The sequence below is a fragment of the Kitasatospora sp. NPDC004799 genome (assembly GCF_040609095.1).
GTDB lineage: Bacteria > Actinomycetota > Actinomycetes > Streptomycetales > Streptomycetaceae > Kitasatospora.
Genome location: NZ_JBEXJK010000002.1, coordinates 42,625 through 56,400, shown reverse-complemented (window position 1 = coordinate 56,400; position 13,776 = coordinate 42,625). Strand labels below are relative to the sequence as shown.

Here is a 13,776-nt window from a genome sequence, read left to right as displayed (position 1 = left end):
GGCCCGCCCCCGCGCGCTGCGGGGACGGGCTGGACGTGGAGTTGTCAGAGCTGCCTGGTCACAGGCCGATCGTCAGTGGAGCGACGATCAGTTGTCGACCGGGCGGACCCGGATCCAGGTCTCCAGGTAGTTCGAGGACTCGTTCTCGACCTCGATGCTGGTCCCGGTCTTCGGGACGTTCACACCGGCGTACGGGTTGTCCTTGTTCCACCACGACTTCAGGTCGTTGAACTCGTCGACGCCCTTGGACTTCGGGATGACGGTCTCGACGCCCTTGTTGTGCAGGGTCAGCGCCCCGACGCGGCGGGAGCCGAAGGTCGAGTCGAAGCCCTGGACGCGCGGCTTCATCAGCGAGCCGTCGGTCCACTTCAGTGGGGTCGGGTGCGAGTCGACCGGCAGGACCAGGCCCTGGCCCGGGTGGGCGCTGACGTTGTTGTCGGTCTGCGACTCGTCCCAGTACCAGATCAGCAGGCCGGGCTGGTACGAGTAGTGCTCGACCCAGTCCGGACGGTCGGCGAAGCCGAAGTTGTACGGGCCGGTCTTCAGCGTCTGGTCGTACGACACGTACTGCCGGTTCTCCGCGATGTAGTACTGCGCGTAGTCCTTGGTGTACGAGCCGCCGAAGCGGGAGAAGCCGTCGGTCGCCCAGCCGTTGTCACCGTTCTCGACGTCGTCGCTGAACACGGTGGCGCCGTCGGCGACGACCGCGATGTTGTCCAGCGTCAGGCCGCGGAAGTGCAGGCCGCCGTCGGTGGTCTGGTGGTAGCGGAACTTGACCTGCTTGCCCGCGTAGGCGTCCAGGTTGAAGGACAGGTCGCCCCAGGCGGCCACCTGGCCGCTGAGGGCCGGACGGTCGTTCTCGCGCGGCAGCGCGGTGCCGTTCCAGGTGCCGTCGATGACGGTCCAGGTCTTGCCGCCGTCGGTGGAGACCTCGCCGAACGCGTAGTCGAAGTCCTGCTCCAGCTCGTACCAGGCCTTGGCGTTGATGCTGGCCTTGGTCTTGCCGGTCAGGTCGATGTCGCGGGTCAGCGTGACGCTCAGGTTGTCGGCGCTGCCGCTCCACCACTCACCGGTGCCGGCGAACGGCTTGTTGATCTCGGTGGTGATGCTCTTCTTCGGCAGGTCGACGATCAGACCCTGTGGCAGGTTGCTGTTGTACTCCGCCGGGCCGATGTGGTGGGTCGACTCGGTGCCCGCCTTGGCGCGGTCGGCCTTCAGCCAGCCGAGCTTGTACTTGCTCCAGGCGTCGAGGTCGTTCGGCATGTCGCCGATGCTGTTCTTGCCCTCGCCGAGCCAGGAACCGGAGGACATCAGCGACCAGAAGCCGACCGAGTTGTCGATGCCCTTGCCGGCGGTGTCGTAGAGGTCCGGCAGACCGAGGTCGTGGCCGTACTCGTGGGCGAAGACGCCGAGGCCGCCGTTCTCCGGCTGCATCGTGTAGTCGCCGACCCAGATGCCGCTGGTGCCGACCTGGACGCCGCCGAGCTTGTTGCCCTCGGGGCCGGCCGTGCCCTGCAGGTTGCCGTAGACGTACGAACGGTGCGCCCACAGGGCCTTCTTGCCCTGCTTGCCGCCACCGGCCGACTTGTCCTCACCGGCGTGCACGATCTGGAAGTGGTCCAGGTACCCGTCGGGCTGGTTGAAGTTGCCGTCGTGGTGCGAGCCGTAACGGTCCCACTGGTCGTACTGGGCCAGGGTCGCCTTGATCTGGGCGTCGGTCTGACCCTTGGCCAGCTGGTCCTTGTACCAGATGTCCACGGCGTCGCGGATCAGGTCCTGGGCGCTGGCGCAGACGTTGGAGCCGCAGTAGTCGGAGCCGTAGCGGGCCTCGTTCCACGGGACCCGGACCCAGTCCGTGACCACGCCGTCGACCGAGTAGCGGCCCGAGGACTGCTTCTCGTAGAAGGTCTTCAGCGAGGGCCTGTCCTTGGCGAAGTACAGGTCCTGGAAGTGCTGCTGGTTGTAGTCGGCCTGCCAGATCGTCGAGTTGTTGGTGGCCGGGTCCGGCTTCTCGATCTCGTTGTGCTTCGGGCCGGGCTCACCGCCGTACTTGACCTTGCCGTCCGGCGTGGTGGTGGTGTTGTCCACCTGGTCACCGAAGTCGACCAGGATGGTGAAGATCTTGTCCGTGCGCTCGCGGGCGAGCTCGACGTACTTGTCCTTGCCGAGCTTCACACTGGTGCTGCCGTTGTGCTGCTCGACCTGGGCGGTGCCGTTGAGCAGCTTCTCGGTGGCGGCCTTCTGCTCCGCCTCCACCTTCGCGGTCAGCGGACCCGGGATGTTGTGCTCGGTGTTCTGGACGGCCTCGGCCGGGTCCTTCGGGACCGGGGCGGAGCCGGCGGCGACGGCGGTGCCCGGGAGCAGACCCGCGCCGAGCGTGACGATGACCGCTGCGGCAGTGGCGACCGCAGCGGTTCTCCTGGTGTTCTTCAACGTTGTGACGTCCTCCCCGACCGGGGCCAGCTCATGGCCAAAGCCCGGCAAACCAAAATGAAAGACAGGTGGACGTCATTTGATACAAGCGTGCACAGAAAAGATAGACCTTGACCGTGACATGGTCACGGCGCTATGCTCCGCGACTTCCCATCATCTGACCGGATGTCAACCGTATGTTCGTGAAAGGTCGGTGAGAAACCGAGCGCACCCGCACCAGCCAGCGCGGGAGCGCCACATTCCGGTCCGGGCCGGTGCCGGACGGGCGGGAGCGGGACGCACCGAGCCCCCGGCGTGAACGCCGGGGGCTCGGTTGCTGTGAAGTTGTCTGTTAAAAGTTGGGCTACTTCGTCAGGTCCGGACCGGACGAGGCGACCTCGGCCGGGGTGTCCGCGACGGCCGACTTCTCCTCGCCGCGGAAGGTGAACTTGGCGTCCTTGCCCTCGCCCTCGACGTCGACGACGACGATGTGGCCGGCCCGCAGCTCGCCGAAGAGGATCTTCTCGGAGAGGTGGTCCTCGATCTCGCGCTGGATGGTGCGGCGCAGCGGACGGGCACCCAGGATCGGGTCGTAGCCGCGCTTGGCCAGCAGCTTCTTGGCCTCGACGCTGAGCTCCAGGCCCATGTCCTTGTCCTTGAGCCGCTCGTCCACCTTGGCGATCATGAGGTCGACGATCTGGATGATGTCGTCCTCGGACAGCTGGTGGAACACCACGATGTCGTCGACACGGTTCAGGAACTCGGGGCGGAAGTGCTGCTTGAGCTCCTCGCCGACCTTCGCCTTCATCCGCTCGTACCCGGTCTGGGTGTCACCCGTGGCCGCGAAGCCGAGGTTGAAGCCCTTCGAGATGTCCCGGGTGCCGAGGTTGGTCGTCATGATGATGACGGTGTTCTTGAAGTCGACCACGCGGCCCTGGGAGTCGGTCAGGCGACCGTCCTCCAGGATCTGCAGCAGCGAGTTGAAGATGTCCGGGTGGGCCTTCTCGACCTCGTCGAAGAGGACGACCGAGAACGGCTTGCGGCGGACCTTCTCGGTCAGCTGGCCGCCCTCCTCGTAGCCCACGTAGCCGGGCGGGGAGCCGAACAGCCGGGAGACGGTGTGCTTCTCGGAGAACTCGGACATGTCGAGCGCGATCAGCGCGTCCTCGTCGCCGAACAGGAACTCCGCCAGCGTCTTGGACAGCTCGGTCTTACCGACACCGGACGGGCCGGCGAAGATGAACGAACCGCCGGGGCGCTTCGGGTCCTTGAGGCCCGCACGGGTGCGCCGGATGGCCTGGGAGAGCGCCTTGATGGCGTCCTTCTGGCCGATGACGCGCTTGTGCAGCTCGTCCTCCATGCGCAGCAGGCGGGACGTCTCCTCCTCGGTCAGCTTGAAGACCGGGATGCCGGTGGCGGTGGCCAGGACCTCGGCGATGAGCTCCTCGTTGACCTCCGCGACGACGTCCATGTCGCCGGCCTTCCACTCCTTCTCGCGCTTGGCCTTGGCCTGCAGGAGCTGCTTCTCGTCGTCGCGCAGGGACGCGGCCTTCTCGAAGTCCTGCGCGTCGATCGCGCTCTCCTTCTCGCGGCGCACGTCGGCGATCTTCTCGTCGAACTCGCGCAGGTCCGGCGGCGCGGTCATCCGGCGGATGCGCATCCGGGAGCCGGCCTCGTCGATCAGGTCGATCGCCTTGTCCGGCAGGAAGCGGTCCGAGATGTACCGGTCGGCCAGGGTGGCGGCGGCGACCAGGGCGGAGTCCGTGATGGAGACCCGGTGGTGGGCCTCGTAGCGGTCGCGCAGACCCTTGAGGATCTCGATGGTGTGGGGCAGCGAGGGCTCGGCGACCTGGATCGGCTGGAAGCGGCGCTCCAGCGCGGCGTCCTTCTCCAGGTGCTTGCGGTACTCGTCCAGGGTGGTGGCACCGATGGTCTGCAGCTCGCCGCGGGCCAGCATCGGCTTGAGGATGCTGGCGGCGTCGATGGCGCCCTCGGCGGCGCCCGCGCCGACCAGGGTGTGCAGCTCGTCGATGAACAGGATGATGTCGCCGCGGGTGCGGATCTCCTTGAGCACCTTCTTCAGGCGCTCCTCGAAGTCACCGCGGTAGCGCGAGCCGGCCACCAGGGCGCCCAGGTCCAGCGTGTAGAGCTGCTTGTCCTTGAGCGTCTCCGGGACCTCGCCCTTGACGATCGCCTGGGCCAGGCCCTCGACCACGGCGGTCTTGCCGACGCCGGGCTCACCGATCAGCACCGGGTTGTTCTTGGTGCGGCGGGACAGCACCTGCATGACCCGCTCGATCTCCTTCTCGCGCCCGATGACCGGGTCGAGCTTGGCCTCGCGGGCGGCCTGGGTGAGGTTGCGGCCGAACTGGTCCAGGACCAGGGAGGTCGACGGGGTGCCCTCGGCGGGCCCGCCGGCCGTGGCCGACTCCTTGCTGCCGCCGGTCTGGTAGCCGGAGAGCAGCTGGATGACCTGCTGGCGCACCCGGTTGAGGTCGGCGCCCAGCTTCACCAGGACCTGGGCGGCGACGCCCTCGCCCTCGCGGATCAGGCCGAGCAGGATGTGCTCGGTGCCGATGTAGTTGTGGCCGAGCTGAAGGGCCTCGCGGAGCGACAGCTCCAGGACCTTCTTCGCCCGGGGGGTGAAGGGAATGTGGCCGGACGGGGCCTGCTGGCCCTGGCCGATGATCTCCTCGACCTGCTGGCGAACGGCCTCAAGAGAAATCCCGAGGCTCTCCAGGGCCTTGGCGGCGACGCCCTCGCCCTCGTGGATCAGACCCAGGAGGATGTGCTCGGTGCCGATGTAGTTGTGGTTGAGCATCCGGGCTTCTTCCTGAGCCAGGACGACAACCCGCCGCGCGCGGTCGGTGAACCTCTCGAACATCGTTTATCGCTCCTCAGAGCGGTCGGGCAGTTCGGGGTCCGTCCCCGCCCTGTCCTTCCGCATGCTAGTCCCGCTCAGCGGCGCGGCCCACGGATTCACTCCCCGGTAGAGGAGCGAGATGCTGCGCGACCAGCCGACACCAATCCCAACCTGATGCTGGGAAACGGTGTTCCCACAGGTGGGCCCGATGCACCGGATTCCGCTACGCCATCGGCGAACACGTGCCGCCGGGGGCGCGGCCGGAACGCTCCGGCCGGTCGCACATACTGCCCCTGGACGGGCCGAAGAACCCGTCCACCTGCATTCATACCCGGTATCGGGGCGGTTCTCGCGCAGTTTCCGCGGTGGCGGTGTTCGCCTGGCGAGAAGTCGGGCCGTGGCGACGGCGGTTCGCCGGCGGCCGGGTGGCCGGGGTGGGCCGCCGCGGTGGGCTCCGCCGTGCCGCTTCGCCCTTACAGCGTTGCACAGCCGGTGGTTGTTTCGCCGTCCGAGCCGGTGCCCCGCGGGCACCGCGTGCCGGGGGCGGCACGGCCCGTCCGGGCACGCGCCGCGGGGCGCGGAGGAGTGCCCTCCGCGCCCCGTGCGTGTGATGGCGGCGCCGCCTTCGGCCGCCGGGGCCCCGTGCCCGCACCGGCGGGCGGAGGCGGCGCCGGGATCAGGACGCGTTGGCCTTCTCGTAGGCCTCGCGGACGTTGCTCGGAACGCGGCCGCGGTCGTTGACCTCCAGGCCCTGCTCCTTGGCCCACGCGCGGATCTTGGCGGTGTCGGGCGCGCCACCGCCGGCCGGACGCGCGGCCCCGCCGCGGCCCGGGCGGCGGGCGCCGGCGAGCCGGCCGCTCTGCTTGCGGCCCTTCTCCACGTACGGCGCCAGCAGACCGCGCAGCTTGTCCGCGTTCGCGCTCTTCAGGTCGATCTCGTAGGCAACGCCGTCGAGGGCGAACGTCACCGTCTCGTCCGCCGAACCGCCGTCGAGATCGTCTTCAAGAATGACCTGCACCCTCTGTGCCACGGGCTTCCCTTTCCGCTAAACGACCCATTGCCTAAGGAAAGGAAAGCGCCTTTCTCCGGAAAACACAAACCCTTGACCCGGGTGGACCCGCTCAGAGGTGCAGCAGCATGCGCGAGTTGCCCAGTGTGTTGGGCTTCACCCGCTCCAGGTCGAGGAACTCGGCGACGCCTTCATCGTACGAGCGGAGGAGTTCTTCATAGACATCCGTAGCGATCGCCGCCGGGTCTGTCGTACCATCATCGGTTTCCTGGAGCTCGCCGATCTCGACGAAACCGTGTTTCGCGAAGAACGCGACCTCGAACGTCAAGCAGAAAATCCGACGGACGCCCAGCCAGCGTGCCGTCTGCACCAGCTTCTCCAGCAGCAGGTGCCCGATCCCGGTGCCCCGGACGACCGGATCGACCGCGAGCGTGCGGACCTCGGCGAGGTCCTCCCACATCACGTGCAGGGCGCCGCAGGCCACCACCGCGCCGTTGTCGTCGCGTTCCGCGACCCAGAACTCCTGGACGGATTCGAACAGTGTGACTGTGGGCTTGTCCAGCAGAATGCCGTCGCTCGCGTAGGCGTCGATGAGCCTGCGCACTGCCCGCACGTCCGTGGTCCGCGCCCGGCGGATGGTGACCTCCATGGTCGGGACGTTATCGCGCCGCTCCCGGTTCCGTCCCACCGGTATCCGGTCCGTCGTCCGGGGAATCCGCGCCGGTCGGATCGGACGGGAACAGTGCGGCGACCCGCAAGGCGTCCCGGAGCGCTTCGCGTTGCTCGGGCGACATCAGGCCGAAGAAGTGCACCAGGGCCGCCGCCGGATTGTCGCCGGTCGCCCAGGCGTCGTTCATCAGGGCCGCCGTGTACGCCTCACGCGAGGAGACCGGTTCATATCGATAGGCCCGGCCCACCCGCTCGCGGCGCAGCCAGCCCTTTCTGTGGAGCTTGTCCAGGACGGTCATCACCGTGGTGTACGCGATTTCGCGTTCCGACCGCAGATCCAGGAGAACCTCGCGAACCGTGACCGGTCGGTTCCACCGCCACACCCGGGTCATGATGGCGTTCTCAAGTTCGCCGAGTTGCCGGACCATAGTGCGGCCAGGATAGGGAGTGAATGGGGCAAATCTTGTGAAGTGCGCCAAACCGGCGCGCCGCCACCCCCGGGAATCGGGAATGGCGGCGCGCCGGTCGTTCGGGGCGGCTGACGGCGTCAGTCGCGGGTTCCGCTCGTCGGTCGTGGCGGCCTCGCGGGGCCTCTCGGCCGCGCGGGATCAGTCGAGGTCCTCCTTGGCCCGCTGGGCCCCGCCCTGGCTGCGGACGATGGCCCGCACCAGGAAGCCGAAGCCGATCGCCATGACCAGCGGCGGCACGATCGCGCTGACGTAGTCCATCAGGTCACTCCTCCTCGGTCTTCTCCGCCGTCGCGGCGGAAGCCTTCGGCTCCGGCTTCACCAGCGGGAAGAGCACCGTCTCCCGGATGTTCTTGCCGGTCAGCAGCATGATCAGGCGGTCCACGCCGAGGCCGAGGCCGCCGGTCGGGGGCATCGCGTACTCCAGGGCGCGCAGGAAGTCCTCGTCCACCTGCATCGCCTCGACGTCGCCGCCGGCCGCCAGCAGCGACTGGGCGGTGAGGCGGGCGCGCTGCTCGACCGGGTCGACCAGCTCGGAGTAGGCGGTGCCGATCTCGGTCCCGAAGATCACCAGGTCCCACTTCTCGGCCACGCCGGGCTGCGAGCGGTGCTGGCGGGTCAGCGGGGAGACCTCGGTCGGGTAGTCCTTGATGAAGGTCGGCCGGACGGCGTTCTCCTCCAGCAGGCGCTCGACCATCTCCAGCACGATCTGGCCGTGGCCCCAGTCCTTCTCGAACGGGATGCCGTGCTCGGCGGCCAGCTTGCGCAGCTCCTCGACACCGGTCTCCGGGGTGACCTCGACGCCCAGGCGGGCGGAGATGCCGGGGTAGACGCGGACCTCCTCCCACGGCTCGGCCAGGTCGATCTCGTGCTCGACGCCGTGCGCGTCCACGCCCTTGATCACGGTGGTGCCCAGCGCGTCCCGGGCCGCGTTGACGATCGTCTCGCGGATCAGCTCGGCCTGGGTGTCGTAGTCGCCGTACGCCTCGTACGACTCCAGCGAGGTGAACTCCGGGTTGTGGGTGGAGTCCGCGCCCTCGTTGCGGAAGTTGCGGTTGATCTCGAAGACCTTCTCGGCGCCGCCGACCACCAGCCGCTTGAGGTACAGCTCGGGCGCGATGCGCATGTAGAGGTCGATGTCGTACGCGTTGATGTGCGTCTTGAACGGACGCGCGTTGGCGCCGCCGTGCACCGGCTGGAGCATCGGGGTCTCGACCTCGATGTAGCCGCGGTCCTCGTAGGTGCGGCGGATCGAGCGGACGACCTTGCTGCGCAGGTGCAGGATCTCGCGGGCCTCGGGGTTGACGATCAGGTCCACGTAGCGCTGGCGGACCCGGGCCTCCGGGTCGGTCAGGCCCTTGTGCTTGTCCGGGAGCGGGCGCAGGCACTTGGCGGTGAGCTCCCAGCGGTCCACCATCACGGACAGCTCGCCGCGCTTGGAGGTGATCACCTCGCCCTCGACGCCGACCTGGTCGCCGAGGTCGATGTCGGTCTTCCAGGCCGCCAGCCGCTCCGGGCCCAGCTTGTCCAAGGAGAACATCACCTGGAGGTCGCCGGTGCCGTCGCGCAGGGTGGCGAAGCAGAGCTTGCCGCCGGTGCGGGAGAGGATCACGCGGCCGGTGACGCCGGCCCGCTCGCCGGTCGCGGTGTCCGGCTCCAGGTCGGGGTGCTTGGCGCGCAGGTCGGCGATGGTGGTGGTGCGGGGGAATCCGACCGGGTACGGGTCGACACCGGCCGCCCGGAGCCGGTCCAGCTTCTCGCGCCGGACGCGCATCTGCTCGGGAAGGTCGTCGGTCGCGGGAACAAGGCTCTGATCGCTCACCCCACAAGGGTAGCCAGCCACACACCGTGCTCCGTGCCGGGATTCCCGCGGGCGGCGTCGGGGCGGGACCGGGGCCGGACGCCGCGGCGGCGGTGCAGGGCCTGCGTACGGGCGGAGGGGGACCGCGGCGGCGGTCCCCCTCCGGGGCGGCGGGCGGTCCGGCTCAGCCGGTGCCGGTCGCGAGTTCGACGTCCTCGGCCTCCTCGGGGGCCTGCTCGGCGGGCGCGGCGGGCCGGGCGGGGGGCTTGGGGCGGCGGCCGAACAGCTCGGCGGGGGTGGGCATCCGGTGCGGGCGGGGCGGGGTCTTCGCGGCGGCGGGCTGCTCCGGGCGGGAGTCGGTGCTGCTCATGGTGGTCCGTCCTCCTACAGGGGTGGGGTGACTGTTCGGCGGTGCGGCGGGGCTCGGTACGGCCACCAGGTGGCGGGGGTGTCCGGCGTGGAGGGCGAGCCGCTCGCGGACCGCGGCCTCGGCCAGCGCGTGGCAGCGCCCGGCCAGCCGGGAGCGGCGGGCCCGCTCGCCCTGGCCGCAGGGCTGGCGGGTCAGCCCGCGCAGCGCGGTGAGGTCCTCGGGCCCGGGCAGGTACCCGTCGGTCACCGCCTCCTCCAGCCGCTGCAGGTAGCCGGGGGCGCTGCCGGGCAGGGCGGAGCGGTAGCGTCCGAGGTCGGCGAGCAGGAAGGCGCGCAGCCGGCCGCCCTCCTGGACGGCTTCGTCGATCGCCTCGGTCAGGCGCAGGGCGTCCTGGACGTCCTCGGCCCAGAGTTCGGCGCCGGCACCGGTGAAGGCCGGCCGGTCGGGCGTCTGGAGGTGGACGGGGACGGCGGGGTGCAGGGCTTGGGCGAGGGCTCGGCGCAGCACGCGGACTTCGTCGGCGCTGAAGGCCATGCCGCCGCGCGATCCGTGTGGCGTAGGCATGGACTGACACTACGTGAGGAATATCCGATTTGTCGGTAACGTCGCGCCGAACCACCCATGTCCGGCGCGGTGAAGAAAGCTTTCGCCGCCCGCCTGTAACGCCGCCCGGGGCGCACCTGGTCATCCAGGTGTCAGGGGAGAACGAGCGAGGGGGCCGGGCAGGATGCAACCGGACGGTCAGGGGAGGGCGGCCCGGGGCGGGCGGCGGGACGAGGACTTCCAGGCCTTCGCGGCCGCCCGCGCCAGACCGCTCTACCGGTCGGCCTGCCTGCTCACCGGCGGGGACACCCACCTCGCCGAGGACCTGGTGCAGGAGGCCCTCGGGCGGATCTACGCCCAGTGGCACCGCACCGCCTGGTTCGGGGCGAAGCGCCGGATCGACAACCCGGCCGGGTACGCCCACACCGTGCTGGTGCGGGCCTTCCTCTCGCACCGCGGCCGCCGCTCCAGCGGCGAGCGGCCGGTCGACGCGGTGCCGGACGGCGCGGCCCCGCAGGGCGACCCGGAGCTGCGGCTGACCCTGGTGGACGCGCTCGGCCGGCTCGCGCCGCGCGACCGGGCGGTGCTGGTGCTGCGCTACTGGGAGGACCGCAGCGTCGAGGAGACCGCCGCGATCCTGCACAGCACCCCGGGCGCCGTCCGGACCCAGTCCTTCCGCGCGCTCGGCCGGATCCGCACGGTGCTCGGCGGCAGCCTCGACGAGCTGGCCGAGCGCTGAGCCGGCGCGCCACGTCACGTCAACCCACTTGGTAGAGAGGTTGGTTCAGCATGTCCGCAGAGCACGACGGGCCCGACGAGCGGTTCGAGCGGGCCTTCGCCGAGGCCATCGGCGCGGCCGGCGGGGCCTACGACGCCGACGCCGCCCGGCTGGTCGACACCGGCTGGTCGTACGGCCGCCGGCTGCGCCGCAGGCGACGGCTCGGCACCGCGGCGGGGGCCGCCGCGCTGGCCCTGGTCGGGGTGGGCGGAGCCGCGCTCGGCGGCCTGCTGCCCGGGCAGGGCGGCACCGCGGCGGTCGGCGCGGCGGCGGCCCCGACCGGCCCGCCGGTCTCCGGCCCGGAGTTCCAGCGGATGCTCACCGAGCTGCTGCCGCCGGGCGCGGTGACGGTGGGCGAGGCCCGGGGGACCGAGAGCGACACCCCGCAGCTGCGGCTGGTGCTGGACGACGGCCGGGGCGCGGTGCAGTACCTGTTCTGGATCACCCGCTCCGCGGCGGGCTCCGACACCGGCTGCCCGTCCGGGGTGGTCCCGGGCGACGCCTGCACCGAGTCCGACGTCGAGGGCGGCGGGCACCTGCGGATCTACCAGGCCGGCACCCGCGTCGGCGAGCCGGCCGGCTCGAAGACCTGGTCCGCCAAGCTGACCGTGGACGGGTACCAGATGCTGCTCCAGGAGTGGAACCGCAAGCCGCTGGAGCAGGGCGCGCCGATCACCCGCACCGACCCGCCGCTGACGCCGGACCAGCTCGCCGCGGTGGTGAAGGACCCGCGCTGGCAGCGGGTCATGGCGGCCATCCCGCAGGACCCGCGGGCGGGCACGTCGCTCCCGATCCCCCGGTCCGTGCTCCCGGTGCCGCTCCCGACCCCGCTGACGGGACCGACCCAGTTCACCGTCGAGGTGCCTCCGGTGTCCGGCCCGACCCCTCCGCCGGGGGGCGGGCCGATCACCCTGACGCCCGCCCCGAAGCCGCCCGCGCCGGGGGACGTCCCGTCGACGCCCTCCGCGCCGGGGGCGGCGTCGGCCGCCCCCGGGCGGACGGGGACGGGTACCGGCAGCCCGGCGGAAGCCCTGACGGCCACCCCGCCGTCCGGCGGCTGAGCGCCGCTCAGCTCGGCCGGTTGCGCTCGTATACCAGGCGCAGGCCGATCAGGGTCAGCCAGGGCTCGTGCACGTCGATGGTGGTGGCCTCGCCGAGGACGAGCGGGGCCAGGCCGCCGGTGGCGATCACCTGGACGTCGTCCGGGTCCTTGGCCAGCTCCCGGGCCATCCGCTCGACCAGGCCGTCGACCTGGCCGGCGAAGCCGTAGAGGATGCCGGACTGCATCCCCTCGACGGTGTTCTTGCCGATCACGTTGCGCGGGCGGGCCAGCTCGATCTTGCGCAGCTGGGCGCCGCGGACGCCGAGCGCCTCGACCGAGATCTCGATGCCCGGCGCGATCGCCCCGCCGACGTAGTCGCCGCGCGCGTTGACCGCGTCGAAGGTGGTCGCGGTGCCGAAGTCGACCACGATGCACGGGCCGCCGTACAGGTGGTTGGCGGCCAGCGCGTTGACGATCCGGTCCGCGCCGACCTCCTTGGGGTTGTCCATCAGGACGTGCACCCCGGTCTTCACGCCGGGCTCCACGATCACCGCGGGGACGTCGCCGTAGTAGCGGCGGGTCACCTCGCGGAGCTCGTGGAGCACGGCGGGAACGGACGAGCAGATCGCCAGGCCCTCCACCGCGGCCTCCCGGACCGCGGTGTGGTTGCCCATCAACCCCTGCAGCAGCACCGCCAGTTCATCGGCCGTGCGGCGCGGATCGGTGGAGATCCGCCAGTGTTCCACCACGTCCTCGCCGTCGAACAGGCCGAGCGTGGTCTGGGTGTTGCCGACGTCGATGGTGAGGAGCACGAGGACGCTTTCTGCGAGTCGGGACAGGTCTGTTCTCGACCTGACGGTCAGGCGCGCAGGTCCAGGCCGATGTCCAGGATCGGCGAGGAGTGGGTGAGCGCGCCCACGGCCAGGTAGTCGACACCAGTCTGGGCGACCTCGCGCGCGCTGGCCAGGGTCAGTCCGCCGGAGGCCTCCAGCTTCGCCCGGCCGGCCACCAGCGCGACGGCCTCCTTCAGCTGGTCGACGGTGAAGTTGTCCAGCAGGATCAGGTCCGCCCCGGCCTCCAGCACCGGCGGGATCTGCTCCAGGGTGTCCACCTCGACCTCGACCGGAAGCTCCGGGTACGCGGCCCGGACGGCCCGGAAGGCCTCGGCCACGCCGCCGGCCGCGACCACGTGGTTGTCCTTCACCAGCGCGGCGTCCGAGAGCGCCATCCGGTGGTTGGCGCCGCCGCCGCAGCGGACCGCGAACTTCTCCAGCGCGCGCAGGCCCGGGGTGGTCTTGCGGGTGTCCCGGACGACCGCGCCGGTGCCCTCCAGGGCGTCCGCCCAGGCGCGGGTCGCGGTGGCGATGCCGGACAGGTGGCAGAGCAGGTTGAGCGCGCTGCGCTCGGCGGTCAGCAGGTCGCGGGTGCGGGAGCGGACCGAGAGCAGCACCTGGCCGGCCTCGACCCGGTCGCCGTCCTCGACGTGCCGCTCGACCTCGAACTCCTCCTCGCAGACCAGCGAGACGACCGCCTCGGCGACCCGCAGGCCGGCCACCACGCCGGCCCGGCGGGCGGTGAAGTCGGCGGTCGCGACGGCCTCGGCGGGCACGGTGGCCACCGAGGTGACGTCCTCGCCGCCGGCCAGGTCCTCGGCCAGCGCCAGGGTGGCGATGTCCTCGACCTCGACCGGGTCCAGCCCGGCGTTCTCCAGCAGCTCGGCCAGCTGCGGGTCCAGGCCGGTCTCGTAGCCCTCGCCGTCCCCGCAGGCGCAGCCGTCGCCGCAGCCGCCGGCCATCGGGAGTTCCTCGTGGGAGTGGGTCAT

General features: G+C 70.8%; 11 protein-coding genes. 2 read left to right on the top strand and 9 right to left on the bottom strand.

Annotated features, from left to right (window positions below):
• Window positions 1-87: 87 nt before the first annotated feature.
• The 7 genes from ABZW03_RS00660 to ABZW03_RS00630 all read right to left on the bottom strand — a co-directional run bounded on the left by ABZW03_RS00660 (window position 88) and on the right by ABZW03_RS00630 (window position 10,155).
• On the bottom strand, window positions 88-2,433 hold the full coding sequence (locus tag ABZW03_RS00660; protein WP_355249980.1) for an immune inhibitor A domain-containing protein: 2,346 nt from the start codon (window positions 2,431-2,433) through the stop codon (window positions 88-90).
• Window positions 2,434-2,776: 343 nt separating this feature from the next.
• Window positions 2,777-5,296 (bottom strand): ATP-dependent Clp protease ATP-binding subunit, encoded by a 2,520-nt coding sequence (locus ABZW03_RS00655; protein WP_355249978.1) that lies wholly within the window; start codon window positions 5,294-5,296, stop codon window positions 2,777-2,779.
• A gap of 655 nt (window positions 5,297-5,951) precedes the next feature.
• Complete coding sequence (locus ABZW03_RS00650) at window positions 5,952-6,305, bottom strand: Lsr2 family protein (RefSeq protein ID WP_355249976.1); 354 nt, start codon at window positions 6,303-6,305, stop codon at window positions 5,952-5,954.
• A 91-nt stretch (window positions 6,306-6,396) separates the two neighbouring features.
• Window positions 6,397-6,933 carry an amino-acid N-acetyltransferase gene (locus tag ABZW03_RS00645; protein ID WP_355249974.1) on the bottom strand — a complete coding sequence of 179 codons (537 nt, stop codon included), beginning with the start codon at window positions 6,931-6,933 and terminating at the stop codon, window positions 6,397-6,399.
• A 10-nt stretch (window positions 6,934-6,943) separates the two neighbouring features.
• On the bottom strand, window positions 6,944-7,381 hold the full coding sequence (locus ABZW03_RS00640; protein ID WP_355249972.1) for a BlaI/MecI/CopY family transcriptional regulator: 438 nt from the start codon (window positions 7,379-7,381) through the stop codon (window positions 6,944-6,946).
• Window positions 7,382-7,685: 304 nt separating this feature from the next.
• Window positions 7,686-9,242: a bifunctional lysylphosphatidylglycerol synthetase/lysine--tRNA ligase LysX gene (gene lysX, locus ABZW03_RS00635; protein WP_355249970.1), complete on the bottom strand. Its 1,557-nt coding sequence runs from the start codon at window positions 9,240-9,242 to the stop codon at window positions 7,686-7,688.
• A 163-nt stretch (window positions 9,243-9,405) separates the two neighbouring features.
• Window positions 9,406-10,155: a hypothetical protein gene (locus ABZW03_RS00630; protein WP_355249968.1), complete on the bottom strand. Its 750-nt coding sequence runs from the start codon at window positions 10,153-10,155 to the stop codon at window positions 9,406-9,408.
• A gap of 163 nt (window positions 10,156-10,318) precedes the next feature.
• Here ABZW03_RS00630 and ABZW03_RS00625 point away from each other — a divergent pair, with 163 nt between their 5' ends.
• Window positions 10,319-10,873 (top strand): SigE family RNA polymerase sigma factor, encoded by a 555-nt coding sequence (locus ABZW03_RS00625; RefSeq protein ID WP_355249966.1) that lies wholly within the window; start codon window positions 10,319-10,321, stop codon window positions 10,871-10,873.
• Between the two features lie 50 nt (window positions 10,874-10,923).
• Entirely contained in the window at window positions 10,924-11,973 is a 1,050-nt protein-coding gene (locus tag ABZW03_RS00620) for a hypothetical protein (protein ID WP_355249964.1), read from the top strand.
• Window positions 11,974-11,980: 7 nt separating this feature from the next.
• Here ABZW03_RS00620 and ABZW03_RS00615 read toward each other — a convergent pair whose 3' ends face one another.
• Window positions 11,981-12,766 (bottom strand): type III pantothenate kinase, encoded by a 786-nt coding sequence (locus ABZW03_RS00615; RefSeq protein WP_355249962.1) that lies wholly within the window; start codon window positions 12,764-12,766, stop codon window positions 11,981-11,983.
• A 47-nt stretch (window positions 12,767-12,813) separates the two neighbouring features.
• The gene (gene nadC / locus ABZW03_RS00610) at window positions 12,814-13,776 is read right to left on the bottom strand and encodes a carboxylating nicotinate-nucleotide diphosphorylase (RefSeq protein ID WP_355249960.1); all 963 of its coding nucleotides are present in this window, start codon (window positions 13,774-13,776) and stop codon (window positions 12,814-12,816) included.